Origin of the sequence: Kribbella sp. NPDC050470 (assembly GCF_044458365.1) — a bacterium.
Lineage (GTDB): Bacteria > Actinomycetota > Actinomycetes > Propionibacteriales > Kribbellaceae > Kribbella.
Map to the genome: position 1 here is coordinate 38,270 of NZ_JBITHV010000009.1, position 25,110 is coordinate 63,379.

Genomic DNA, 25,110 nt, shown 5'->3' on the forward strand with positions numbered 1-25,110 from the left:
ATGAAGGAGTTCGCCATCTACACCGGCCTGCGGGCGGCCCTGTTCGCCGTCTGCCTGGCCGTGCTGTGGTTCGCCTTCCGGAGCTGGCTGACGATCTGGCCGATCGCCCTGGTGGCGCTGATCGTCTCCTCGATCCTCTCGATCTTCGTACTCCGCGCCGCCCGCGACCGGCTGGCCGGCAAGATCGAGCAGCGCGCCGAGAAGATCTCGCACCGCATCGAGCAGGCCCGCACCGCCGAGGACGACGACTGACCCGCTGAACCGCGGACACCATCCGGGGGCCTCGGACATCTGACCAGATGTCCGAGGCCCCCGTCGCATGTCCGGGCTCACCTGGGCAAACCGCCGTACCACCCGGACCGCTGGTACGCAGAGTGACGCAGGCCACTTCCAAAATCTCCGGAAAATCCTTTGTGCATTCCTTCACATGAGTCGTAGAGTGATGGATGAAACGAAACCGTTTCGTTCTATCGGTGACTAGTCGTCTACGCAGGGTGATGAATGGTGGAGTCAGCAGGGGTCCGGCAGCGTCCTCGGGTCGAGGGCGGTCGCGAGGAGGAGATCCTCGACGCGACCGTGGCCGTGGTGGCCGAGCTGGGGTACGACCGGCTGACCATGGACGCGGTGGCGACGGCCGCCAAGGCCAGCAAGGCGACGCTGTACCGGCGCTGGTCCACCAAGGCCGACCTGGTCGTTGACGCGATCAGCCGGGCGAAGGGCTGCCCGCTGCCGGAGGACGTCGACACCGGCAGCCTCCGGGGCGACCTGATCTCGATGTCATGCGGCGACGGCGGCTTCACCGACGAGCTTCCGATGTCCGTGATCGCCGGCCTGCTGACCGCGCTGCACCGTGACGACGACCTGCAGCGGGCGTTCCAGGAGCGCTTCCTGGCGCCTCGGCTCGACGTGACCCGCGCGGTCTACCAGCGGGCCGTGGAGCGGGGTGAGATCGCGCCGGACGTGGACGTGCAACTGCTGTCGACCACGCTGCCGGCGGTGATCATCCACCACGCCTACATCCTCGGCGTCGAGCCGACCGACGACCTGATCCTCCGAGTGATCGACAACGTGATCCTGCCTGCGGCGCGGGGGTCGCAGGCGAGCTGACCGGTTGAGGGGCCGGTCCGCGATCGAACCACGCAACTACGCCCAAGAGGGGAACTATTCATGTCCGAAGACGTCGTCAAGGCCGATCCGCCGGACCGGCGGCCGGTCGACACGGTGCCGGGCCAGGCTGCCGCGGAGGCAGGCAACGGCCACGGTCACCGCAACCTCGGGATCGCGCTCGCGCTGATCAGCATGGCGCAGCTGATGGTGGTGCTGGACGGCACCATCGTCAACATCGCGCTCCCGCACATCCAGACCGAGCTCGGCTTCAGCAACGCGAACCTGCCGTGGGTGGTGAACGCCTACGCGCTCGCCTTCGGTGGTCTGCTGCTGCTCGGCGGCCGCATCGGTGACATCGTCGGCCGCCGCAAGGTGTTCGTCTTCGGTGTCGTGCTGTTCGGCCTGGCATCGTTCGTCGGCGGTATCGCCCAGAGCGAGAACGTGCTGCTCGCCAGCCGGATCCTGCAAGGTGTGGCGGCCGCGGCGGCCTCGCCGAACGCGCTGGCACTGATCACCACCACCTTCCCGGCCGGCAAGGAGCGCAACCGCGCGATGGGTGTGTACGCCGCGATGTCCGGCGCCGGCGCGGCCGTCGGCCTGATCCTCGGCGGTGCGCTGACCGAGGCGGACTGGCGGTGGACCTTCTTCATCAACACGCCGATCGGCCTGATCGTCGCCGTACTGGCCTTCCGGTTCCTGGGCGAGTCGCCGCGGCAGACCGGCAAGTTCGACCTGCCCGGTGCGATCACCGGCACGGCCGGTCTGACCTCGCTGGTCTACGGTCTGACCCACGCGGCCACCGAGGGCTGGGGCGACACGCTGACGCTGACCTACATCCTCGGCGGCCTGGCGCTGATCGCGATCTTCCTCGGTATCGAGGCCCGGTCGCGGCACGCGCTGATGCCGTTCCGGATCCTGGCCAACCGGACCCGCGGGGTCAGCTTCTTCGTGATGCTGGTCGTCGGCGCCGCGATGTTCTCGATGTTCTACTTCCTGGGCATCTACGTGCAGAACATCATGGGCTACAGCGCGATCAAGACCGGCTTCGCGTTCCTGCCGTTCAGCCTCGGCATCGTGGTCGCGGCGCAGGTCGCGTCGTCGCTCGTGGCGCGGATGGACCCGCGCTGGATCTCCGGCGCCGGTGGGGTGCTGGCGGCCGGCGGGATGCTCGGGTTCAGTCAGCTCGAGGTGGACTCGACGTACTGGACCCACCTGCTGCCGTTCATCCTGCTGCTGTCGTTCGGCATGGGCCTGATCTTCGTGCCGCTCACGCTGACCGCGGTCAGCGGTGTTGCGAACGAGGACTCCGGTGTCGGCTCCGCAGTACTGAACACGGTCCAGCAGATCGGTGGCGCGGTCGGCCTGGCGCTGCTCGGCACGATCTCGACCAGCGCGATCAAGGACCGGTTCACCGAGCTGGCCCCGGGTCTGCAGAAGGCGGCGCAGTCCGGCTCGACGCCGGAGCAGCTGAAGCAGCTCGAGGGGCAGTTCACCGCGGTGGCTACTACGCACGGATTCACCCGCGCGTTCCTGTGGTCGACGTTCCTGATGCTGGGCGCGGCCGTGGTCACGATCGTCGGCCTGTCCATCAAGCACAAGGACCTGGCCACCGACGGGCAGTCCGGCCCGGTCCACATGGGCTGAGCCTAGAAAACTCGAAAGGCCCGCTTCCCGGGAGGGGGGAAGCGGGCCTTTCGCTTGTCCGGTGTCAGGGACGCGGCTGTGGTGTCAGGGACGCGGCGGGAACCTGTTGGAGACCCAGTCACGGACGCCGCCCAGGCCGTCGCCCATGTCGCGCAGCAGCTTGGCCAGCGGGTCCTGGGATCGGGCGAAGGCTTCGGAGTAGGACTTGGCCGCGTTCTTCGCCTCCTGCGACATCGACGCGGTGGCGTCGTCCTGCCGCTTCGGATAGGTGCCGGACACGATCGCGGTGTACTCGCCCTCGTCGACCCAGTGCCGCAGCTCGTGCGCCCGTACGACGGCCAGCGGGTGCGACTGGGCCTCGAGCAGCAGCAGCTTGAGCAGGCTGTCGCGCAGGTCGCCGGCGCCCTCGTACTCCGTGCCCTGCGCCAGGAACGCCGTGGTGTCGAGCTCGCCGAGCTGACCGCCGCTGGCCAGCTTCATCTGGACGCGCAGCGCCACCGCCGGGTCCTGTACGGCGAGCAGGCCGGCGCGGTCACCGGACAGCTCCGCCTTGCGGGACCACTCGTGCAGGGCGGCGATGATCGCGCGGAGGCCGAGAGCGCCGATCGGCAGCCAGTTCACCGCGCCGGTGAGCCGCATCAGCCAGAACAGCAGCGACTGGTAGAGCGCGTGCCCGCTCTGTGCGTGGCCGAGCTCGTGACCGAGGATGAACCGGGTTTCCTCCTCGTCCAGGCCCTTCAGGAGCGCGCTGTTGAGCACGATGAACGGCTTGTCCATGCCGATCGTGACGGCGTTCCAGACCGGGCTGTTGGTCACGTACAGCTCGGGCAGCTGCCGGACGTCCAGGGTTATGCCCGCCTCGGTGTAGAGCCGGTGCACGGTCGGGAACTGGCGCTCGTCGACCCGGATCGCCGCGCCGAGGAACTGCAGCCGGAAGGCACGCTCGTTGATCAGCCCGGACAGCTTCCGCAGCACGAAGTCGAACCCCTTCAGCTGCCGCAGCGCCACCAGCGCACCCCGGTCCGCCGGGTGCTCCCACGCCCGCGAACTGATATCCGTCAACGTCACCCGCTGCCGAGTCGGCCGCTCACCGTGCTCGCTCATCACTCCCCCTGCCAGTCGACACCCTGTCCCCACAACCTAGCTCGCTCCCGGGTCGCCCACCCGAACCCAGGGAGATCAATCCAGGCGAGATGATGAGCGGATGACAATCGCTTGGCTCCGGTTGGCCGGAGGGCCTTACAACAGTCCCAGCCGCGAGCGGGACTTCTCCGGCCAGGTCGTGGACAAGACGTGGGAGGCTCTCGGCCGGCTCGAGGCGAAGCTGCTCAACGAGTACGACGGCGCCGCCTGGCTTGCCCAGCGCGGTTATGAGCGGGTCGCGCTGCATATCGAGTACCAGGCGAAGAAGCGGGGGAGACAACGGAGGGCGGTGCCGGTCGTCGGGAGGTTGCTGTCACCTGACTTCTCCGTCGTGTGCCCGGACTTGGCGGGGATGACGGTCGACGAGATGGTCGAGTTCTTCGAGCCGGTCGTCCTGGACGCGCTTTCGGTGGTCGGAGAGCGCAAGGAACTTGGGCCGTTGCCGCCGGTGGGGCACTGTGGTCACCTCGTCCGCATGCCACTGATCCCGTTGATCGAGGATCCATCGCCGTACGACGAGGAGCCGGGGGACTGCTTCGTCATCACCCGGATGGCGCCGGGCGGCGTAACGCCCGCTCTGATCGAGCGGTACGAGGCGGATTTCCAGCGGCTGCTGTCCGAGGAGGCGTTTGGCCAAGTGATCGAGGCCGAAACCGCGGAGGACGCGCTGCGCTGGGTCGTGCGTCCGCTGCGGAAGGCGCGTCGGCACAGAGATTGAGTCGCACGGCATGCGCACGCCGTACGCTCACCGAGCGTAGGAATATTCAAATGTGGGCTTAGCATCTAGCCTGGCCCGCATGAGTGAGGTTGATGGGGTGTGTCGCGAGGTTGATCGGCGTGACGAGAAGGCTCGGGCCTGGGTGGCCGAGGCGATCCGGATCGTCGACGCGGACGCGAACCGGAGCGCGGACACGCATCTGCACGTGTTCCCGATGCCGGAGCTCACCGGGGTCGACCTGTACCTGAAGGACGAGTCCGTGCACCCGACCGGCTCGCTCAAGCACCGGCTCGCGCGCTCGCTGTTCCTGTACGCGCTGTGCAACGGCTGGATCCGCGAGGGCACCACCGTGATCGAGGCGTCCAGCGGCTCGACCGCGGTCAGCGAGGCGTACTTCGCCCGCCTGCTCGGCCTCCCGTTCATCGCGGTGATGCCGCGCTCGACCAGCCCGGAGAAGGTCGAGCTGATCGAGTTCTACGGCGGCCGCTGTCACTTCGTCGAGCGGTCCGGCCAGATCTACGGCGAGGCGAAGCGGCTGGCCGAGGAGACCGGCGGCCACTACATGGACCAGTTCACGTACGCCGAGCGCGCCACCGACTGGCGTGGCAACAACAACATCGCCGAGTCGATCTTCGGCCAGCTGAAGCTCGAGCAGCACCCGATCCCCACCTGGGTCGTGGTCGGCGCCGGCACCGGCGGCACGTCGGCCACCATCGGCCGCTACGTCCGCTACCTCCGGTACGACACCTCGGTCTGCGTGGTCGACCCGGAGAACTCGGCCTTCTTCCCCGGGTACGAGGCCGCGGACGACGACTTCTCCACCGGCCGGCCGTCCCGCATCGAAGGCATCGGCCGCCCGCGCGTCGAGCCGTCGTTCGTCCTCGGGGTGGTCGACCGGATGATCTCCGTCCCCGACGCCGCCTCGATCGCCGCGATGCGCTTCTGCTCCCGCGTCACCGGCCGCCTCGTCGGCGGCTCCACCGGCACCAACCTCTGGGGCGCCCTCCGCCTGGCCGAGGAGATGCGCCGTACCGGCACCCGAGGCAGCATCGTCACCCTCCTCTGCGACAGCGGCGAACGCTACGGCAACACCTACTACGACGACGCCTGGCTCCGTACCAACGGCATCGACATCACGCCGTACACCGTGACGTTGGAGACCTTCGTGACAACCGGCCGTTGGGTAGAACCTCAGCCGCTGAGCGCGCAGGAGCGTCCGCGCCCGGTCAGCTGACCGTCAGTTCTCGCTGCCGGCGAAATCGTCCGCCTGGCGTCGCGACCGGGCCCGGGCGAGGTAGGTGGCCAACTCCGCTGTCGCGCGGCCGCTGTCTTCGTGGCTCTCCAGATTTCCCTGCAGATAGATTCGATTCGCCATGCCCTCGAGAACAGCCTCTCTGACCTCCTCGGGCTGATTGGCGATGAATGCATGGACGGTCCGCAGCCGAAGGTCCGCCCGTTTGGATCGTCGTGATTCACGATGATCGACCGATCCGCGGGTGAAGCAGAGGCAGGCGAGGCCAACGGCCGCCAAGGCGATCCAGAGCCTTGTCAGGGTGACGGTCGCCGACGACAAGATAGTTGAATCCGAGTCGAAATAGTGGGTCAGGAGTATGACCAGCGGAACTCCGCCGACGGCAAGTCCCAGCAAGTCCCAGGTCCAACCGGCGAACGCCTTGTTGCGCGCATTCTTTCCGTAGTTGTCGGCAACCGCCTGTTGGGTGAGCGCGGTCAAGACCTTTGCGCCTTGGCCGCGCATCTCCTCCAGGCTGGCCAGGTCGCGACTTGCCCCCAGTACGGCCGCCATGAGCGTTTCCTCGAGTTCCTCGAGGTTCGCTCGATAATTCTGCGTGGCAGCCGAGACCTGCCGCTCCAGCGAATCCCCGATCTCCTTCTCCAGTTGCCTCTTGTACGCCGACAACGTGACCGACTCGGCGGCGACGGCCTGCTGTGCTTCGGCGACCTGGCGATGGAGTTGGCTCAGCGGCGGCCAGATCCCCAACTGCTCGAGGACCGTGTCGACGCCGTCGGCGGCGGCCCGCAGACAGGGTGCGCAACCGTCGGGGTCCAGTGCATATCGCGAAAGGTGGGGCTGCACGTTTGCCGCGATATGGATGTGGACATTGTCCAACATGTGCGTCGAGTATCGCCGCGGGTCTTCCTGTCGATGAGCGTCGATTGTCTCGACCAGCCAGTGCAGGCGCGACAGTGAATCCGCCAAGTCCGCATCATCCGGTAGCGCGAGGCTCTTGAGTTGCCCCGTGATCTGATTGATCAGCGCCCACAGCGGATGGTTTTTGAATCTGGTTTCCCAAATTGATCCCATAGGCCCCCACCAACTCGAAGCCAGGATGCGCTTCCGGCCCCGAACGCGTCAACGCGTGCACGTCCTGGATATCGACAAAGCGTATGCAATCGTTACTCGCCGTATGAACGGAACTGGCCGGTCTCGAAAATCGTGCACTATCGCAGTTTGTTGCCCACGGCATCGATATCGGGCCTCGACCCGGTGCCGATCCCGCCGAACGGATGGCTCGGGGACGTCCTAGCTTCCGATGGCGAGGCCGACGGCGAGGCCGACTGCGTAGGCGAGTTCGGTCAGGCCGGTGGCTTTGAGGACGGGGATCAGGGCCGGTCCTGTTGCGTCGCTGACGACTGTGCGGACTGCCTTGGCGGCCAGGGGGAGGGCGATGAGGGCCAGGAGGGTCCACGGGGTGGCGAGGGCTGAGATGGCCGCCAGAATGAAGGCCAGAGCGATCAAGGCGGCGTACAGGTGACGGGAGCGGGAGGCGCCTAAGACGACGGCCAGGGTGCGTTTTCCGGTGATGGTGTCGGTTGGGATGTCTCGAAGGTTGTTGGCGACCAGGAGGGCGCAGGCGATCGAGCCGATGGCCACGGCGCCGGCTACGGCCGTCCAGTGGAGGGTCTCTGCCTGGACGTAGGTGGTGCCCAGTACGGCGACCAGGCCGAAGAACACGAAGACGCTGACCTCACCGAGTGCGCGGTAGCCGTACGGGCGCTTGCCGCCGGTGTAGAACCATGCGCCGACCAGTGAGGCGGCACCGGCGATCAGCAGCCACCAGTTGGAGGTTGCACAGAGGATGACCCCGAGTACGGCGCCCACACCGAAGCAGGTGAACGCTGCGGTCTTCACCTGTCCCGGTGTGGCGACCTTGGAGCCGACCAGACGCAGTGGGCCGACACGGTTCTCGTCGGTGCCGCGGATGCCGTCGCTGTAGTCGTTGGCGTAGTTGACCCCGATCTGGAGGGCCAGGGCGACGCCGAGGGCGAGCAAGGCCTTCCACCAGACAAAGCCGTCCAGGTAGGCGGCTGCACCGGTTCCGACGAGGACAGGAGCGATCGCGGCGGGCAGCGTGCGTGGGCGCGCGCCTTCGATCCACTGGGCAGGTGTGGCCATGACTGCCGATTGTGTCAGCCACACCCGCACCAGCCACGACCAGGGCAGCCGCGGGCAGCCGCGAGCAGGGCGGCAGCGGGTGGGCCGTACGCTCGTTGCTGACATGTCTACGTTGCGCCTGGTCCCCGGTACGCCGGATGCGGTGTTGTCTGCGCTTGCCGCCGTACTGGAGGGGACGGGTACGGCGTTTGCGCCGGTCCCCTCGGATCCGGCGGCTGCGGCCCGAGTCCGGCAGGCGGCTGCGCCGGACGAGCCGCTGGAGGACCACTGTGCTGTGGTGCTCACCACATCCGGGTCGTCCGGTGAGCCGAAGGGCGTGCTGCTGTCCCGCGAGGCCCTGCTCGCCTCCGCGACCGCTACGCACGACCGACTCGGTGGCCCCGGCCAGTGGCTGCTGCCGATGAGGCCGTACTTCGTGGGCGGCCTGCAGATCCTCACCCGGTCAGTCGTGGCGGGCCTGGCCCCAGTCGTCGCTAAGGCGAGCTTCAGCGAGGCAGCCGCCGCGATGACCGGCGCCCGGCGCTACACCGCGATGGTCCCGACCCAACTCGCGCGCTACTTGGATACCGACGTCGACGCCCTGCGCGTGTTCGACGCGATCATCATCGGTGGCGCCGCGACCCCGGCTCCGTTGAAGGCCCGCGCGGCCGAGGCCGGCGTCACCGCGATCCCGGCGTACGGGATGACGGAGACCGGCAGCGGATGCGTCTACGCCGGCAAGCCGTTGGAGGGTACGGCGATCGCCTTCGACGCCGGCCGCATCCTGATCAAAGGCCCGACGCTGTTCTCCGGCTACCGACGACGGCCCGAGTTGACGGCCGAGGTGCTCCAGGACGGCTGGTTCCGCACACAGGACCGCGGCGAGCTCGTCGACGGTCGCCTGCGGGTGATCGGCCGGGTGGACGACGTGGTGATCTCAGGCGGCGTCAACATCACGCTCCCGACCGTCCAGGCCCGGCTGCTCGAGCACCCGCGGCTGAAGGATGTGGTCGTGCTGGGCGTGCCCGACGCCGAGTGGGGGACCCGGGTGGTCGCCTTTGTCGTGGGTGAACCCGGCCGCGACGAGCTGCGCGACTTCGTGGCCGAGGTGCTGCCGCGGACCTGGGCCCCGCGTGAAGTGGTCCAGCTGTCCGTACTGCCGATGCTTGCCTCAGGCAAGGTTGATCGTCAGGCGCTGCTGGAGGGCGTGCGGTGATCACGTACTCGATCGGCCTCAAGAACAGGTTCCGCGGCATCACCGTGCGCGAGGGCATGCTCTTCGAAGGCCCCGCGGGCTGGGCCGAGTGGAGTCCGTTCCTGGACTACGACGACGCGACCTGCGTGCCTTGGTTGCAGGCGGCCCAGGAGGCGGCCGTCGATGGGTGGCCGGCTCCGGTGCGGGACGCCGTACCCGTGAACTGCACTGTGCCCGCTGTCGGTCCGGAGCGCGCTGCCGAGATCGTGCGGACGTCTGGATGCCGCACGGCCAAGGTGAAGGTGGCAGAGCCGGGGCAGTCGGTCGCGGACGACCTGGAGCGCGTGGAGGCAGTCCGGGACGCCATCGGAGCCGGGCGTGTGCGCATTGACGCCAACGGCGCGTGGTCGGTAGATGAGGCTGTGCAAGCACTACGGGAGCTCCAGCGCTTCGACCTGGAGTACGTCGAGCAGCCGTGCGCGCGCGTGGAGGATCTAGCAGCCGTCAGACGCCGTACCGACGTCCCCGTGGCGGCAGACGAGTCGATCCGGCGGGCCGAGGACCCCTTGCTGGTGAAGAAGCTGGACGCGGCGGACATCGCCGTACTGAAGGTCCAGCCCATCGGTGGAGTGCGTGCGTGCCTGGACATCGCTGAGCAGATCGGACTCCCTGTGGTGGTCTCGTCAGCGCTCGAGACGTCAGTGGGTATCGCTGCGGGTGTTGCACTCGCTGCCGCGCTTCCGGAGCTGCCGTACGCGTGCGGGCTCGCCACAGTGTCCATGTTCACCACTGAGGTCGTTGCAGAGCCGCTGCTACCGGTGGACGGCTTCCTGCCGGTACGGCGAGTGCAGCCGGACCGGGCGTTGCTGGACGCTGCCCGAGCGGATGCGACCAGGACTGCGGTGTGGGAAGAGCGCATGAGCCGAGTGCAGATGAGGAGTGCCGGATGAACCCGTCCACGGCGTTTGCGACTGTGGTGGTCGACGAACTGATCCGCAACGGCGTACGCGAAGCCGTAGTGGCGCCGGGCTCCCGCAGTGCGCCACTGGCGCTCGCACTCGCTGCAGCGGACCGTGACGGGCGGCTGCGGCTGCATGTCCGGATCGACGAGCGTACGGCGGGCTTCCTGGCGATCGGCCTGATCCGTGGGACCGGACTGCCGGTGCCTGTGGTCACTACCTCAGGTACGGCGGTAGCCAACCTGCACCCGGCCGTGCTGGAGGCATCGCACAGCGGCCTGCCCCTGATCGTCCTCAGCGCGGACCGTCCACCGGCCCTGCGGGGGAGCGGCGCCAACCAGACGACCGACCAGCTGAAGGTGTTCGGCTCTGCGGTGCGGCTGTTCCACGAGATGGGCACTCCGGTCCGCGAGGTGGGCCAGGTGGCGTACTGGCGGTCGCAGGTCGCCCGGGCCGTGGCCAACGCGGTCGGTGCCCGGTCGGCCGACCCGGGCCCGGTGCAACTCAACTGCCCGCTCGCTGAGCCGCTGGTGCCCACCGATGGGCCGGAGTGGCCCGAGCCGTTGGACGGTCGTAGTAGTGGGCCTTGGACTGCGGTGCATGCTGCCGCCGGGCAGCCGTCGGCCGTCCAGCCTGGGCCGAAGACTGTCGTCGTTGCGGGCGATGGCGCGTCACAGGCGGCGCGGCTCGCGGCGGAGGCCGGTCAATGGCCGTTGTTCGCCGAGCCGTCCAGCCGGGCGCGGACCGGTCCGTCGGTCATATCGGCGTACCGGCTGTTGCTGCAGGCAAACTCTTTGGCGGCGGAGATCGAACGGGTCCTGGTGTACGGGCACCCGACGCTGTCCCGGCCGATCGCCAAGCTGCTCGCGCGGCCCGACGTCGAGGTGATCGTGGTGTCACCGGCCGGCTTGTGGCCGGACTCGGCTCGCCGTGCGTCGTCCGTCGTCACGGGGCTGGAGGTAGCCGGTCCCGACACCACCGACTGGCTCGAGCGCTGGCAGCACGCTGACCAACTGGCTCGTCCGGTCATCGACAAGGTGCTCGCGGACGGCCTGAACGGCCCGCGCATCGCCGCGCTCGTGGGGGAGGCGGTCGGCGCCGACGGCATGCTCGTGGTCGCGTCGTCGAACCCGGTCCGCGACCTCGACCTCGCACCGGTGGTCCCGATCCGCACCATCGCCAACCGCGGCCTGGCCGGCATCGACGGCACCATCTCCACGGCTGTCGGAGCCGCGCTGGCCAATGCGGGGCCGACGTACGCGCTGATCGGGGACCTGGCGTTCCTGCACGACGCCAACGGGCTGATCATCGGCCCCGACGAGGCCCGGCCCGACCTGCGCATCATCGTGGTCAACGACAACGGCGGCGGCATCTTCTCCACCCTCGAACAGGGTGATCCGACCCACGCCGGCCACTTCGAGCGAGTCTTCGGTACGCCGCACAACACCGACCTGTCGGCGCTGTGCGCAGCAACCGGCACCCGCTACACGCTGGCCGAGACCCCGGACGCGCTGCGTGCCGCGCTGAGCCCGACGGTCGCCGGTCTGGATGTGGTGGAAGCGCGAGTTTCCCGCGACGACCACCGGCCGCTGGGCGAAGCGCTGGTGGCAGCGCTCAAGCAGCAGTGACGGGGACTCGGGCCTTCTTCGCGGGCTGCAGCTTGCGCAGGTGATTGAGCAACGGCGCGATGGTCGCGATGGCCAGCGCCGTCGTGGTGAGGATCGGGATGGTGGCACCGCGCAACGAGGAGTTGAGCGGCGCCGCGATGGTGAAGATCAGGCTGACCGCTGTGATGATCGTGGTCAGCCGCCGACCGGGCCGAGCGACGGCGAGGAACGGCAGGCACCACAGGAAGTACCAGTCGTGTGCACTGGGGCCTAGCAGCACCACAGCGAGCAGAGCGATGCCCACTGCCCGCGCCGCGTGGTGGATGGACGACCGCAGGCTCAGTACGGCGATCAGTCCGATCGCCAGCAGCATCCCGGCCAGGCGGACCAGCTGCAAAGCCTGCTCGGCGGCCGTGTCCTCGCCCAGCCACGCGAGTACGCCGGACGCCGCCATGCCGATCAGATTCGCGATGGAGAACGGCGAGCGCACCAGACCGGGCACGTCGAGCGCACTCAGCCACCCGGACCCGACTCCGGTCAGCTCCCCGATGGTCACCAGCGTCAGCACCGACACCGCGCCGGCGATCGCCAGACTGGCGAACCGCAGCGCCCGCCCAGCCCGCGGACTCATCACTGCGGCGATGGCGATCACCACCAGGCCACCAGGCAGCTTCACCGCAGCCGCAGCGCCAGCTACGACTGCCGCCGTACCCCAATGGCCCGTCAGGGCGAGAGCAAACGCACTACACGCCAGTCCGAGCATCAGTACGTCGTTATGCGCCGCGCCGATGCCGTGCATGATCAGCATCGGGTTGGCTACGACCAGCCAGGTCGCGACCAGCGGGTCGACGCGGCATGCGGTCGCCAGTCGCGGTACGGCCCACGCGATCAGGAGCATGCCGACCACAGCCAGCAGGCGGTGGGCGAGCATCAGGACGTACGGGTCCATGGTCAGGTGTGCGACCAGACCGCCGTACGCGAGAGGTAGCGGGCCGTACGGCGCCGGCGTCTGCATCCACATGGGGTCGACAGCCTCGACGATGTGACCGGACAGCACCCCGGGGCCCACGTCGTACGGGTTGTAGCCCTCGGCCACGAGCGCACCCTGTGCGGCGTAGCTCCACGCGTCCCGGCTGAACAGCGGTGGAATCAGCAGCAGCGGAGCGGTCCAGTACGCCGTCATGCGCAGCAGCGGGAGTCGTTCGCCGGCCATCACGCGGCGGCCCACGGACAGCCAGGCCCAGGCCATCAGCCCGAGCCCGGCCACCGTGAACGACAGTCCGACCATCCGGCCCGGCAGCGAGGTCCGCAGTTCGCCGGTGATCGGGAACGACGCCACCCAGGAGGAGGGCGGCACCACCGAGGTCACCAGGCTCGCCACGGCGACTACGACGGAGCCGACCACCCCACGGACCATCGGCGAGCGCATGAGCGGAAGTTAGCCGCCGCGGGCGACTCCCCGATGAACAGCGGCTTGCGTCAGGCGGATTCCTTGCGGAAGGTCCGGGCCCCGACGGTCAGGCCGACGATCGTCAGCAGCACGACCCAGAACAGGCCCCACAGCGACGAACTGTTGTCGATGTCGCCGCGGAACAGCGCCCGGACACCGTTCACCACGTGCTTCAGCGGGCTGATGTCGGACAGCCGCTGCAGCCAGGTCGGACCGATCTGCATCGGCAGCAGGATGCCGGACAGCAGCAGGAGCGGCATTGCGATCCCGTTCAGCAGGGGGGCCAGTGCGTCCTCGCTCTTCGTGATGAGCGCGACCGAGTACGACAGCGACGCGAACGTCGCGCCGAGCAGGGCCACGATCACCAGCGACAGCAGCACGCCGCCCCACGGCGCCCGCAGGCCGAGCGGGATCGCGGCGATCAGCAGCACCAGCGTCTGCACGACCAGTACGACGACGTCGCGCAGTACGCGCCCCGCCATCAGCGCCATCCGGGACGCCGGGGTGACCCGGTCGGCCTCGATCACGCCGGCCCGGTACTCGGCGATCAGGCCGAAGCCGACGAACATCGCGCCGAACATGCCGAGCTGGACGATCAGGCCGGGGATGAACACCTGGTACGCGTTCGTGGTCGCGCCCTCGCTGATCTGCGCGGTGATCGGCTTCAGCAGCGGGCCGAACAGGAACAGGTACATCAACGGCTGGCTGAGCATCAGGATCGCCCACATCGGGTTCCGCAGCGTCAGCCGCATCGCCCGGTGGAACACGATCCACGTCTCGCGAAGCACGGTCATGCCACGACCTCCTTCTCCTGCTGTGCCGGGGCTGCCTCGTCGCGCAGCGAGCGGCCGGTCATGGTCAGGAACACGTCGTCCAGCGTCGGACGGTGCACCTCGACGCCGTTCAGCTCGATGCCCTGGGCATCGATCTGGCGGAGCAGGCCGGGCAGCACCGAACCGCCACGCGGGATCCGAAACCCGACCACGTCACCATCGGTCTCGAAGTCGATCGCACCCTCCAGCTCCTCGGCGATCTTCGTCACCGCCGGCGCCTGCCCGGCGTCGGCGAGGCTGAGCCGGACCGCGTCGCCTGAGACCTGCTGCTTCAGCGTGTCCGGCGTGCCGGAGGCAACGATCTTGCCGTGGTCGATGACCAGGATCCGGTCGCAGAGCGCGTCCGCCTCGTCCAGGTAGTGCGTGGTGAGGAAGATGGTCGCGCCGCGGTCGCGGAGACCGCGGATGTGCTGCCAGAGGTTCGCCCGGGCCTGCGGGTCGAGGCCGGTGGTCGGCTCGTCCAGGAACACCAGCCGCGGGTCGTGGATCAACCCCATCACGATGTCGAGCCGGCGCCGCTGGCCGCCGGACAGCGTCTTGCACTGCCGCCGCCACAGGCCCGTCAGGTCGAGCTCCTCGAACAACCGCTGCCCGTCCGCGGCCGCCTTGGCCTTCGGTACGCCGTACAGCCGAGCGTGGTCGACGACCTCGTCACCCGCGACCGCCTCCGGCAGGGTCGAACCGCTCTGCGGCACGTACCCGATGCCGCGGCGGACGCCGACCGGGTCCTTGGCCAGGTCGCACCCAGCCACCGTCGCGGTGCCGGCGGTCGGCTTGATCAGCGTCGCCAGCATCCGCATCGTCGTGGTCTTGCCGGCCCCGTTGGGCCCCAGAAAACCGACGATCTCCCCGTCGGCCACCTCCAGATCAACCCCCTGCACGGCCTCCACCGGACCGCGCTTGGTCTTGAAAGTGCGCGCCAACCCCCGCGCTTCGATCATCATGCGGCCAGTCTGGGTGATCAACTTTGAATAGTCAACATTGATTAGTTGTACCTTCCTACGCGTGCTCCGCAGGCACTCCTCGTCGCGGCGCTCCTTGTCGCACCCACTCCGCGCGCTACCCGCCCATCCGAGTTCTGCGCGCTGCCGCGCGCGTTGACCGCCCCGTGGTGGCAACTGCTCCTGGTCCCCGAAGCGTCCATGGGGTGATGCGCACGAGCCGTGGACCCTACCGCGGCTTTGCGCTCACCGTCCTCCGATTTCCGCCTGAGCGTGGAGCCTTCAACCCTCCGACCACGCCCGACTCGACGAGTCACGCCGACCGAAGGATCACCGCGGGCGGCAGCCCGCAAGTCGCGGCGATAGCCGCAAGCCCGGGCGGCAGCGCGAAATGAAAGGGTGGGCGGGCAGCGCGCGGAGCGGTTGCGACGCAGGAGCCACCGCGCAGCACGCGTGGGGAGGAAGTTACTTGGTTGGTGGAGTCGGAATCTCGCCCCAGTGGGTGATCATCCCGGGGTACGGCGCCCAGTCGGCGGGTTCGCCGGCGAAGGAGTAGTCGCCGTTCGTCACGCGTTCGTGGAAGGCGCGGGTCCAATCCAGCTCGCCGCGGTCGCGGGCGGTGGTGATGCGGAACATCTCGACGACGTGGTTCGGCGTACCTGGATCCTCGAACACCTGCCGCTCCGCGAACGGCTCGGCCTTCTGCCGCTGCTCGAGTTGCGTGATGCGCGCCTCCAGCGCGGCCAGCACCTCGTCGCGCTGCAGCGACCACAGGAAGCTCAGCGTCACCATCATCCGGTCGGGGTGGAAGCCGTCCACGTGCCACAGCATCTGCCGCAGCAGCGAGAAGTACTCCGTCTCACCGTCCGTCGTGAGCTTGTACGACGTACGCCCCGGCCGGCTCGCCGCGCCGTCCTCTAGCTCCTGCAGGTACCCGTGCTTGGCCAGTGTCCGCAGCCCGGTGTAGATCGAGCCGGGGTTGATGTTCGCCCAGTCCTGCACGTTCCAGGTGAGCAGCTCACGGCGCAGCTGGTACCCGTAGGCCGGCTGGAAGATCCGCACGACCCCGAGCAGCAGCAAGCGCGTGGTGGACATAGTCGCAGTGTAAATCCGCGCGACGCCGGCGCCGGTCGAGGCGTAATCTGCGTGGGCATGGACGTACGTGTGACGAGTGACGCGGCCGCCTTCGAGCAGACGGTCTTCCCTTTCCTGCAACAGGATCCGGTGCTGCACACGATCATCATGGGCAACGTCCACGCCCAGGCGTCCAGCGGTCGTACGGCGGACGAGCCGTCGTACTTCGCCTCCGTCCACGACGGCGACGCGGTGGTCGGTGCGGCGATGCGGACCCCGGGGCGGAACGTGTACCTCGGCGCCCTTCCCCCGGAGCTCGCGGAAGCGGTCGCTGATGCGTATCTCGACGTACTGCCCGAGCTGACCGGCGTCGCGGGGGACCGCCCGGCGGCTCTGCGCTTCGCCGACCGATGGTGCGCGCGCCGCGGCGGTACGGCGACCGAGACCAAGGGGACCCGCCTCCACAAGCTCGGCACGCTGACCCCGCTCTCAGCGGAGGGCTCGCCACGGTTGATGCAGAACGACGAGGTCGAGCTGGTGGGGAGCTGGGCGAAGGCCGGCTTTGCGGAGGAGCTCGGCGGGGACTACCTGGACTGGGCCGAGGATCACCTGGAGCACGAGACGATGTGGATCTGGGAGGCCGACGGGCAGGCGGTGAGCATGGTCGGGTACCACCTGCCGGTCTACGGCGCCTGCCGGGTCGGGCCGGTCTACACCCCTCCGGAGCGTCGGCGGAACGGGTACGCCGGTGCGCTCACCAGTCACGTGACCGCGGAGATCCTTGCGCAGGGCAACCAGGCGTGCCTCTACACCGACCTGGCCAACCCGACCTCGAACAAGATCTACTTCCAGGCCGGCTACCGCCCCCTCGCCGACTTCATCGACGTCGAGCTCACCGCCTGATCGCCCGCTCAGGGCCCGGTGTCCTTGGTCAGGTGAGTTCGGTGGACTCGCCGGGGGTCAGGCCGAGGTAGTTGGTGCCGGCTACTTCGCCGATGAAGCGTTTGAGCATGCCTTGGCCGATCGGGCTGAGGAGGGCGTCGTGGATGCCGACCGTCTGCTTCGCCTTGATGGCGCGGGCGTACTCGACCGCGGGTGGGAGGGAGAACCAGGGGCCCGAGATGGGGACCAGGTTGGTGTGGACCTGGCGGTCGGGTTGGGTGAAGGAGTCACCCGGGTGGTAGACCGCGTCCTCGATCAGGTAGCCGACGTTCTCGCAGGGGACGCCGAGCTCCGGAAGGATGATGGCGTGGTCCTTGCCGTAGGCACGGACTGAGTAACCGGCGGCCTCGAAGGACTGGCCGTCGGCGACCACAGTGACGCGGTCGCCCAGCGCAGTGAGCTGGGCGGCGACGCCGGCGTTGGTGTAGACGGGGACCTCCAGAGCGGCGATGCGCTCGATGTCCAGGTGGTCGGGGTGCTCGTGGGTGACCAGGACCGCGTCGGCGCGTTCGAAGGCCGCGTCCTCGCTGAACGTTCCCGGGTCGACGAGCAGGACCTTGCCGTCCTTCTCCAGCCGGACACAGGCGTGCGCAAACTTCGTGAGCTTCACAGTCAGTCTCCCAACGCGTCTCTCATCGGAACCAGCTTGGCGTTCGTCTCGGCGAGCTCGGCGACCGGGTCGGAGCCGGCCACGATGCCGGCGCCGGCGAACAGCCGCATCCGCCGGGCGTCGTCCGGGTCGGCCTGACCGCAGCGCAGCGCGATGCACCACTCGCCGTCGCCGGCCGCGTCCATCCAGCCGACCGGTCCGCTGAACCGCCCCCGCCGCATGCCCTCGATCTCACCGATCAGGTCGCGCGCCAGGTCGGTCGGCGTACCGCAGACTGCCGCCGACGGGTGCAGCGCGGCGGCGAGGCCGAGCGCGGACGCGCCGTTGTCGGCGACGCCGGCCACGTCGGTGGCCAGGTGCATCACGTTCGGCAGGTGCAGCACGAACGGGGTCTCCGGGACGTTCATCGACTTGCAGTGCGGCTTCAGCGCGTCGGCGACCGAGCGGACCGCGAACTCGTGCTCCTCCAGGTCCTTGCTCGACCGGGCCAGCGACGCGGCCAGCGCGAGGTCGTGCGCGTCGTCTCCGGTACGGCGGATGGTCCCGGCCAGCACGCGGGACGTGATCAACCCCTTCTCCCGCCGTACGAGCAGCTCGGGAGTCGCGCCGATCAGGCCGTCGACGGAGAACGTCCAGCAGTTCGGGTACGCCGCCGCCAGCCGGCGCAACGGCCAGCGCAGGTCGATCGGCTGCTCGGCGATCGCGATCAGGTCGCGGGCCAGCACCACCTTGTCGAGCTCACCGGCGGTGATCCGCTTGATCGCGTCGGCGACGATGCTCGACCAGTCGGTGCCGGACCGGGCGCCGTCGGCGAACGCGACGTCGTACACCGGTGACGGCTCGTGGACGGCGAGCTCCGGCGGCACGGCTAGCGAGGACGCCGGCGAGATCGTGGTCACCCAGGTCGTCCCGCCCCGGCGGCCGACGATCACCTCGGGCACGACCAGCTCGCTCGGGTCGTCGTCGGTGAACCCGAACGACCCGAAGCAGACCAGCCCGGACCCTGGTACGCCGACCTCGTCGCGCACCACCGCGGCCGCGACCAGGTCCTTCCACCAGGCCACCGCCTCCTGGAAGCGGTTGCTACCGGCAACGTCGAGGCGGGCGGCGACGCCCCAACCGACGTGACCGTCGCCACGCCGTACCCAGGCCAGGCCGCCCTCGGCCGGCAGATGGTCCATCAACTGGGCCGACACCCCGTCGACTCGCTGGCTGCGGATGACCAGATGGGGAGCCTGGCTCCCGACCGGCTCGGACAAGCTCACCGCACCCACCCCTCGCTCGCGGCATGACCCCGGATCGCGATGGCCAGCCGGCTCTCTGGGAATGCACTCACGAGATGCAAGCGTATGCCTGCCCGATGTCCAGTGGATTTCGGAGCCTGTCGGACCCGTGATCAACTAGACACGTGACCCGCGCAGATCTGAGCAAAGACCCGCAGGCCGTGGCGGCCATGTTCGACAACGTGGCGGAGGGGTACGACCGGACGAACGCGGTCGCGACGATGGGTCTGGAGAAGCTGCACTGGCGGCCGCAGACGTTCGCCGAGATCGCGCCCCGGAAGGGGATGCGGATCCTGGACCTGGCCGCCGGGACCGGCGCGTCGAGCATCAAGCTGCTGGAGGCCGGCGCCGAGGTGGTGTCGTGCGACTTCTCGGTCGGCATGCTGCGGGTCGGGAAGCGGCGGTACCCGGGGCTGGACCTGATCGCGGGGGACGCGCTGCGGCTGCCGTTCGCCGACGACACGTTCGACGTGGTGACGATCTCGTGGGCGCTGCGGAACGTGAACGACGTCACGGTCGCGCTCCAGGAGATGCTCCGGGTGACCCGGCCGGGCGGGCGGCTCGTCGTACTGGAGCAGTCGCACCCGACCTGGAAGCCGTTCCGGGTCGTGTACCTGGAGTACATGATGCGCGCGGTGCCGGCGGTGGCGAAGGTGGTGTCGACGAACCCGGAGGCGTACGAGTACCTGGCCGAGTCGACCCGGGCCTGGCTGCCGCAGGAGCCGCTCGCGCGCGCCATCGAGGCCTCCGGCTGGACCCGGGTGCAGTGGCGCAATCTGACCGGTGGCCTGGTGGCCATCCACCGGGCGGTCAAGCCCACTTAATTACGCAAGGAAAATTGCGCGTAAATCGCTTGTGGACAAGGGGAAGTGGGCCGGTTTCGTGTCCGAGTCAGGCAGTCCTAGACTGTCGGGTGTCGAGGCTTCGTGAATCCCTTCACGATCTCACACAGTACGAGCGCACAGAGCCCAATGAACCTTCCAGGCCGGGAATCGAGATGAGCCAGAGCGTGCCGAGCGGGCAGCAGGCGGAGACCGCCGATGTGATCGTCGTCGGCGCCGGACCCGCAGGCTCGGCCGCCGCCTACCACCTGGCCAACGCCGGACTCGACGTCCTGCTGCTGGAGAAGACCGCGTTCCCGCGGGAGAAGGTCTGCGGCGACGGGCTCACCCCGCGCGGCACCAAGCAGCTGATCAACATGGGCATCGACATCTCCGAAGAGGCCGGCTGGATCCGCAACTACGGCCTCCGCATCCAGGGCGCCGGGCACGTCCTGCAGCTGGACTGGCCGGACCTGTCCAGCTACCCGAACTACGGGCTGACCCGGAACCGGATGGACTTCGACGACATGCTCGCCCGGCAGGCCGTGAAGGCCGGCGCCCGGCTGCGCGAGCGGACCAACGTGAGCGGCCCGATCCTGGACGACCGGGGCTTCATCGTCGGCGTCACCGCCAAGCCGGTCGACGACAACGGCCGCCGGGCCGGCGCCGACGTCGAGTTCCGCGCGCCGCTGGTGATGGCCGCCGACGGCAACTCGTCGCGGCTCAGCATCGCGATGGGCCTGCACAAGCGCGACGACCGCCCGATGGGGGTCGCCGTCCGCACCTACTTCACCAGCCCGCGCCACGACGACGACTACCTCGAGTCGTGGCTGGAGCTGTGGGCCGACGACCCGCAGAACCCGGGCCAGCGCAACCTGCTGCCCGGCTACGGCTGGATCTTCGGGATGGGCGACGGCACCGTCAACGTCGGCCTCGGCATCCTGAACACGTCCGAGGCGTTCGGCAAGGTCGACTACTCCGACCTGCTGAAGCAGTGGCTGAAGAACACCCCGGAGGAGTGGCAGTTCCGGGACGAGTTCCAGACCATCCCGATCCGCGGCGCGGCGCTGCCGATGGGCTTCAACCGGCAGCCGCACTACACCCGCGGCCTGATGCTGCTCGGCGACGCCGGCGGCATGGTCAACCCGTTCAACGGCGAGGGCATCCCCTACGCGATGGAGTCCGGGGCGTTCGCCGCCGAGGTCGCCGCCCAGGCGCTGCACCGGCAGCCGAACCAGCGCGAGCGGGCGCTGTCGGCGTACCCGAAGGCGCTCAAGCAGGAGTACGGCGGCTACTACACGCTCGGCCGGATCTTCGTGAAGCTGATCGGAAATCCGGAGGTGATGCGGCTGTGCACGAAGTACGGTCTGCCGCGCACCACGCTGATGAAGTTCACCCTGAAGTTGCTGGCCAACCTCACCGACCCGCGCGACGGCGACGTGATGGACAAGATCATCAACGGGCTCACCAAGGTCGCCCCGGCCGCCTGAAACCGGCGGGGCGAGTGAGATGGGCCACAGCGGTACTGATAACACAGTGCCTGTAACACAGCTGACCGGAAACGCAGACAGACAGACCACCGGCTGAAGGAGGGAGCACGAACCCGATGCACCCTTACGTACCGATCCTCGTTCTCGGTGTGCTCGCGGCGATCTTCGTGGCGGGCACCTTGGTGACGAGCGCGCTGGTCGGACCCAAGCGCTACAACCGGGCCAAGCTCGACTCCTACGAGTGCGGGATCGAGCCGACCCCGCAACCGGTCGGTGGCGGGCGGTTCCCGGTGAAGTACTACATCACCGCGATGCTCTTCATCGTGTTCGACATCGAGATCATCTTCCTCTACCCGTGGGCGGTCGCCTTCGACCAGATGGCGCTGTTCGGGCTGATCGAGATGGTCATCTTCATCGTCACCGTCTTCGTCGCGTACGCCTACGTGTGGCGCCGCGGCGGACTGGAGTGGGACTGAGCCATGGGTGTTGAGGAACAGCTTCCGGCCGGCGTGCTGCTGACCACGATCGAGGGCCTGTCCGGCTACATGCGGAAGGCCTCGTTGTGGCCGGCAACCTTCGGGCTGGCCTGCTGCGCGATCGAGATGATGACCACCGGCGCGCCGCGGTACGACGCCGCCCGGTTCGGCATGGAGGTCTTCCGGGCGTCGCCGCGGCAGGCCGACCTGATGATCGTGGCCGGCCGGGTGAGCCAGAAGATGGCCCCGGTGCTGCGCCAGATCTACGACCAGATGCCGAACCCGAAGTGGGTGCTGGCGATGGGTGTGTGCGCGTCGTCGGGCGGCATGTTCAACAACTACGCGATCGTGCAGGGCGTGGACCACGTGGTCCCGGTCGACATGTACCTGCCCGGCTGCCCGCCGCGGCCGGAGATGCTGCTGGACGCGTTCCTCAAGCTGCACGACGACATCCAGCACAGCAAGCTCGGCGCGCACAAGCGGGCGGAGCTGCAGGAGCGCGAGGCCGCCGCGCTGGCCGCCTCGCCGACGATCGAGATGAAGGGGCTGCTCCGGTGAGCGAGCACCAGCCTGAGAACCTTCCGGCGACCTCGCCGGCCGGCGACGCTCAGACGCCGGCGGCCGAGGTGGTGGACCAGCGCCAGGGCATGTTCGGAGTCCGCGGCACCGGGGACACCTCCGGCTTCGGCGGCCTGCGCCGCCAGGTCGCGCTGCCCGGCGGTACGCCGAAGCCGTACGGCTCCTGGTTCGACGGCGCGACCGAGCGGCTGGAGAGCCTGGTCGGCGACGGCGCGATCGAGAAGGTCGTGGTCGACCGCGGCGAGCTGACCCTGCACGTCCAGCGCGAGCGGCTGGTCGAGGTCTGCCGGCACCTGCGCGACGACGAGGCGCTGCGGTTCGAGTTCTGCTCCGGCGTCAGCGGCGTGCACTACCCGAACGAGACCGGCCGCGAGTTGCACGCGGTCTACCACCTGATGTCGATGACCCACAACCGGCGGATCCGGCTGGAGGTGTCCGCCCCGGACGCCGATCCGCACATCCCGTCGGTCGTCTCGGTCTACCCGGCCAACGACTGGCACGAGCGCGAGACCTGGGACTTCTTCGGCATCATCTTCGACGGTCACCCGGCGCTGACCCGGATCCAGATGCCGGACGACTGGCCGGGCCACCCGCAGCGCAAGGACTACCCGCTCGGCGGTATCGACGTCGAGTACAAGGGCGCCGTCATCCCGCCGCCCGACACGCGGAGGTCGTACAACTGATGACCCAAACACAATCGACACCGTCAGACCCGTACGCGACCACTCGCGACACCACCGAGGGCAAGGTCTTCACCGTCACCGGTCAGGACTGGGACTCGGTCGTGGCCGGCCTCGGCGAGGAGCCCGAGGAGCGCGTCGTCGTCAACATGGGCCCGCAGCACCCGTCCACCCACGGCGTGCTCCGGCTCATCCTCGAGCTCGACGGCGAGACGGTGACCGAGGCCCGCTGCGGCATCGGCTACCTGCACACCGGCATCGAGAAGAACATGGAGTTCCGCTCCTGGACGCAGGGCGTCACGTTCTGCACCCGGATGGACTACCTGTCGCCGTTCTACAACGAGACCGCCTACTGCCTCGCGGTCGAGCGGCTGCTCGGGATCGAGGACCAGATCCCGGAGAAGGCGAACGTGATGCGGGTGCTCCTGATGGAGCTCAACCGGATCAGCAGCCACCTGGTCTGCATCGCCACCGGTGGCATGGAGATCGGCGCGCTCACCGTGATGACGATCGGCTTCCGGGAGCGGGAGATGACGCTCGACCTGTTCGAGCTGATCACCGGCCTGCGGATGAACCACGCGTTCATCCGGCCGGGCGGCGTTGCCCAGGACCTGCCCGCGGGTGCGCTGGACAAGATCCGCGAGTACATCACCTGGATGAACAAGCACCTGCCCGAGTACGCCGAGCTGTGCAACGCGAACCCGATCTTCAAGGGACGCCTGCAGAACGTCGGCTACCTGGACCTGGCCGGCTGCATGGCACTCGGCATCACCGGCCCGCCGCTGCGCTCGACCGGGTACGCGATGGACCTGCGCAAGACCCAGCCGTACTGCGGCTACGAGACGTACGACTTCGACGTACCGACGTGGGACACCGCGGACTCGTACGGTCGGTTCCGGGTCCGGCTGCAGGAGATGCACGAGTCGCTGAAGATCGTCGAGCAGTGCGCCGACCGGCTGGCCAAGATGGAGGGCGAGCCGGTGATGGTGGCCGACAAGAAGATCGGCTGGCCGAGCCAGCTGGCCGTCGGCACCGACGGGATGGGCAACTCGCTCGACCACATCAAGCACATCATGGGCGAGTCGATGGAAGCCCTGATCCATCACTTCAAGCTGGTCACCGAGGGCTTCCGGGTGCCGGCCGGCCAGGCGTACGTGGGGATCGAGTCGCCGCGCGGCGAGCTCGGCTGCCACGTCGTCTCCGACGGCGGCACCAAGCCGTACCGGGCGCACTTCCGTGACCCGTCCTTCGCAAACCTGCAGGCGATGCCGATCATGTGCGAGGGCGGCCAGGTCGCCGACGTGATCGTCGCCGTCGCCAGCCTTGACCCGGTGATGGGTGGAGTGGACCGATAGATGGCCGAGAACCACGCGACTGCGACCGACAAGCCGGTGCCGTACAGCACCGGTGACTCGAACATCACCGACACCACGATCGCGGAGATGCGCGAGCTGGCCGCCCGCTACCCACAGGGCCGGTCCGCGCTGCTGCCGATGCTGCACCTGGTGCAGTCGGTCGAGGGCCGGGTCACCCCGGAGGGCATCGAGGCATGCGCCGAGGTGCTCGGGCTGACCGGCGCCGAGGTGTCCGCGGTGGCGACCTTCTACACGATGTACAAGCGCCGTCCGGTCGGCGACTACCACGTCGGCGTCTGCACCAACACGCTGTGCGCGGTGATGGGCGGCGACGTGATCTTCGAGCGGCTGAAGCAGCACCTCGACGTCGGCAACGACGAGACCACCGAGGACGGCAGGATCACCCTCGAGCACCTGGAGTGCAACGCCGCCTGCGACTACGCGCCGGTGATGATGGTGAACTGGGAGTTCTTCGACGACATGACGCCGGAGTCGGCCACCCAGCTGGTCGACGACCTGCGCGAGGGCACCGAGGTGAAGTCGCCGCGCGGCGCCACCATCTGCACCTGGCGTGAGGCCGAGCGGGTGCTCGCCGGGTTCCCCGACGGCCGCGCCGACGAGGGCCCGACCGGCGGCAAGGCGACGCTGGCCGGCCTGCGGCTGGCCCGCGAGCGGAACTGGACGGCTCCGGGTGGCCGCGGCGGCTCCCCGGCCCCGGTCGAGCCCGTCCCCGGTCCGCGTCCCGAGGACCAGCCCGGACGTGAGTCGCAGGCCGTCCACACCGACGACCCGCGGAAGGAGGACTGACC

The 25,110-nt window shown here is 68.8% G+C and carries 25 protein-coding genes; 16 read left to right on the forward strand and 9 right to left on the reverse strand.

Going from position 1 to position 25,110, the window contains the following annotated elements; genetic code table 11:
- The 3 genes from ACIBGM_RS26975 (at position 1) to ACIBGM_RS26985 (ending at position 2,751) form a co-directional block, all read left to right on the forward strand.
- A complete protein-coding gene (locus ACIBGM_RS26975; protein ID WP_360525761.1) occupies positions 1-252 on the forward strand; it encodes a DUF4229 domain-containing protein in 252 nt (83 codons plus the stop codon).
- Positions 253-501: 249 nt separating this feature from the next.
- On the forward strand, positions 502-1,107 hold the full coding sequence (locus ACIBGM_RS26980) for a TetR-like C-terminal domain-containing protein (protein ID WP_360525758.1): 606 nt from the start codon (positions 502-504) through the stop codon (positions 1,105-1,107).
- Between the two features lie 60 nt (positions 1,108-1,167).
- On the forward strand, positions 1,168-2,751 hold the full coding sequence (locus ACIBGM_RS26985) for an MFS transporter (protein WP_396387094.1): 1,584 nt from the start codon (positions 1,168-1,170) through the stop codon (positions 2,749-2,751).
- A gap of 84 nt (positions 2,752-2,835) precedes the next feature.
- Here the strand turns inward: ACIBGM_RS26985 and ACIBGM_RS26990 are convergent, their stop codons facing one another.
- The gene (locus tag ACIBGM_RS26990) at positions 2,836-3,855 is read right to left on the reverse strand and encodes a M48 family metallopeptidase (RefSeq protein ID WP_360525752.1); all 1,020 of its coding nucleotides are present in this window, start codon (positions 3,853-3,855) and stop codon (positions 2,836-2,838) included.
- Positions 3,856-3,955: 100 nt separating this feature from the next.
- Here ACIBGM_RS26990 and ACIBGM_RS26995 point away from each other — a divergent pair, with 100 nt between their 5' ends.
- Complete coding sequence (locus ACIBGM_RS26995) at positions 3,956-4,612, forward strand: hypothetical protein (RefSeq protein WP_396387095.1); 657 nt, start codon at positions 3,956-3,958, stop codon at positions 4,610-4,612.
- 79 nt (positions 4,613-4,691) lie between these two features.
- Complete coding sequence (locus ACIBGM_RS27000; protein WP_396387096.1) at positions 4,692-5,846, forward strand: PLP-dependent cysteine synthase family protein; 1,155 nt, start codon at positions 4,692-4,694, stop codon at positions 5,844-5,846.
- 3 nt (positions 5,847-5,849) lie between these two features.
- On the opposite strand, the gene ACIBGM_RS27005 is transcribed toward ACIBGM_RS27000, so the two are convergent.
- Both ACIBGM_RS27005 and ACIBGM_RS27010 read right to left on the reverse strand, forming a co-directional pair.
- Positions 5,850-6,935, reverse strand: a complete 1,086-nt coding sequence (locus ACIBGM_RS27005) for a hypothetical protein (protein WP_396387097.1) — start codon at positions 6,933-6,935, stop codon at positions 5,850-5,852.
- A 219-nt stretch (positions 6,936-7,154) separates the two neighbouring features.
- Positions 7,155-8,027, reverse strand: a complete 873-nt coding sequence (locus ACIBGM_RS27010) for a 1,4-dihydroxy-2-naphthoate polyprenyltransferase (RefSeq protein WP_396387098.1) — start codon at positions 8,025-8,027, stop codon at positions 7,155-7,157.
- Between the two features lie 103 nt (positions 8,028-8,130).
- Between ACIBGM_RS27010 and menE the strand changes: the two genes are divergently transcribed.
- The 3 genes from menE to menD are packed head-to-tail and all read left to right on the forward strand — an operon-like array spanning position 8,131 to position 11,788.
- Entirely contained in the window at positions 8,131-9,222 is a 1,092-nt protein-coding gene (menE, locus tag ACIBGM_RS27015; protein ID WP_396387099.1) for an o-succinylbenzoate--CoA ligase, read from the forward strand.
- Positions 9,219-10,151 carry an o-succinylbenzoate synthase gene (locus ACIBGM_RS27020; protein WP_396387100.1) on the forward strand — a complete coding sequence of 311 codons (933 nt, stop codon included), beginning with the start codon at positions 9,219-9,221 and terminating at the stop codon, positions 10,149-10,151. The genes menE and ACIBGM_RS27020 overlap by 4 nt, the downstream gene beginning before the upstream one ends.
- Complete coding sequence (gene menD, locus ACIBGM_RS27025; protein ID WP_396387101.1) at positions 10,148-11,788, forward strand: 2-succinyl-5-enolpyruvyl-6-hydroxy-3-cyclohexene-1-carboxylic-acid synthase; 1,641 nt, start codon at positions 10,148-10,150, stop codon at positions 11,786-11,788. Before ACIBGM_RS27020 ends, menD begins: the two co-directional genes overlap by 4 nt.
- Here the strand turns inward: menD and mptB are convergent.
- The 4 genes from mptB to ACIBGM_RS27045 all read right to left on the reverse strand — a co-directional run bounded on the left by mptB (position 11,775) and on the right by ACIBGM_RS27045 (position 16,086).
- Positions 11,775-13,196, reverse strand: coding sequence for a polyprenol phosphomannose-dependent alpha 1,6 mannosyltransferase MptB (gene mptB, locus ACIBGM_RS27030; protein WP_396387102.1), 1,422 nt, complete (start codon positions 13,194-13,196; stop codon positions 11,775-11,777). The two genes, menD and mptB, sit on opposite strands and share 14 nt — an antisense overlap.
- A 50-nt stretch (positions 13,197-13,246) precedes the next feature.
- On the reverse strand, positions 13,247-14,011 hold the full coding sequence (locus tag ACIBGM_RS27035) for an ABC transporter permease (protein WP_360525725.1): 765 nt from the start codon (positions 14,009-14,011) through the stop codon (positions 13,247-13,249).
- Positions 14,008-14,994 (reverse strand): ATP-binding cassette domain-containing protein, encoded by a 987-nt coding sequence (locus tag ACIBGM_RS27040; protein ID WP_360525722.1) that lies wholly within the window; start codon positions 14,992-14,994, stop codon positions 14,008-14,010. Before ACIBGM_RS27040 ends, ACIBGM_RS27035 begins: the two co-directional genes overlap by 4 nt.
- Before the next feature lie 462 nt (positions 14,995-15,456).
- Positions 15,457-16,086: a PadR family transcriptional regulator gene (locus tag ACIBGM_RS27045; RefSeq protein ID WP_396387103.1), complete on the reverse strand. Its 630-nt coding sequence runs from the start codon at positions 16,084-16,086 to the stop codon at positions 15,457-15,459.
- Positions 16,087-16,143: 57 nt separating this feature from the next.
- Here ACIBGM_RS27045 and ACIBGM_RS27050 point away from each other — a divergent pair, with 57 nt between their 5' ends.
- On the forward strand, positions 16,144-16,968 hold the full coding sequence (locus tag ACIBGM_RS27050; protein WP_396387104.1) for a GNAT family N-acetyltransferase: 825 nt from the start codon (positions 16,144-16,146) through the stop codon (positions 16,966-16,968).
- A gap of 28 nt (positions 16,969-16,996) precedes the next feature.
- On the opposite strand, the gene ACIBGM_RS27055 is transcribed toward ACIBGM_RS27050, so the two are convergent.
- Together ACIBGM_RS27055 and ACIBGM_RS27060 are read right to left on the reverse strand one after the other, a co-directional pair.
- Positions 16,997-17,617: an MBL fold metallo-hydrolase gene (locus ACIBGM_RS27055; RefSeq protein ID WP_396387105.1), complete on the reverse strand. Its 621-nt coding sequence runs from the start codon at positions 17,615-17,617 to the stop codon at positions 16,997-16,999.
- Between the two features lie 2 nt (positions 17,618-17,619).
- Complete coding sequence (locus ACIBGM_RS27060) at positions 17,620-18,882, reverse strand: isochorismate synthase (RefSeq protein WP_360525710.1); 1,263 nt, start codon at positions 18,880-18,882, stop codon at positions 17,620-17,622.
- A gap of 143 nt (positions 18,883-19,025) precedes the next feature.
- On the opposite strand from ACIBGM_RS27060, the gene ACIBGM_RS27065 reads away from it, so the two are divergent.
- From ACIBGM_RS27065 to nuoE, 7 genes are all read left to right on the forward strand, one after another.
- Positions 19,026-19,724 carry a demethylmenaquinone methyltransferase gene (locus tag ACIBGM_RS27065; protein ID WP_396387106.1) on the forward strand — a complete coding sequence of 233 codons (699 nt, stop codon included), beginning with the start codon at positions 19,026-19,028 and terminating at the stop codon, positions 19,722-19,724.
- Positions 19,725-19,897: 173 nt separating this feature from the next.
- Positions 19,898-21,211: a geranylgeranyl reductase family protein gene (locus ACIBGM_RS27070; protein ID WP_396387107.1), complete on the forward strand. Its 1,314-nt coding sequence runs from the start codon at positions 19,898-19,900 to the stop codon at positions 21,209-21,211.
- A 116-nt stretch (positions 21,212-21,327) separates the two neighbouring features.
- Positions 21,328-21,687 (forward strand): NADH-quinone oxidoreductase subunit A, encoded by a 360-nt coding sequence (locus ACIBGM_RS27075; RefSeq protein WP_132147066.1) that lies wholly within the window; start codon positions 21,328-21,330, stop codon positions 21,685-21,687.
- 3 nt (positions 21,688-21,690) lie between these two features.
- Positions 21,691-22,245 (forward strand): NADH-quinone oxidoreductase subunit B family protein, encoded by a 555-nt coding sequence (locus ACIBGM_RS27080; RefSeq protein ID WP_360487297.1) that lies wholly within the window; start codon positions 21,691-21,693, stop codon positions 22,243-22,245.
- Positions 22,242-22,949 carry an NADH-quinone oxidoreductase subunit C gene (locus ACIBGM_RS27085; protein ID WP_360525701.1) on the forward strand — a complete coding sequence of 236 codons (708 nt, stop codon included), beginning with the start codon at positions 22,242-22,244 and terminating at the stop codon, positions 22,947-22,949. Before ACIBGM_RS27080 ends, ACIBGM_RS27085 begins: the two co-directional genes overlap by 4 nt.
- The gene (locus tag ACIBGM_RS27090) at positions 22,949-24,301 is read left to right on the forward strand and encodes an NADH-quinone oxidoreductase subunit D (RefSeq protein ID WP_360525698.1); all 1,353 of its coding nucleotides are present in this window, start codon (positions 22,949-22,951) and stop codon (positions 24,299-24,301) included. The genes ACIBGM_RS27085 and ACIBGM_RS27090 overlap by 1 nt, the downstream gene beginning before the upstream one ends.
- The gene (nuoE, locus tag ACIBGM_RS27095) at positions 24,302-25,108 is read left to right on the forward strand and encodes an NADH-quinone oxidoreductase subunit NuoE (protein ID WP_396387108.1); all 807 of its coding nucleotides are present in this window, start codon (positions 24,302-24,304) and stop codon (positions 25,106-25,108) included.
- Positions 25,109-25,110 lie beyond the last annotated feature (2 nt).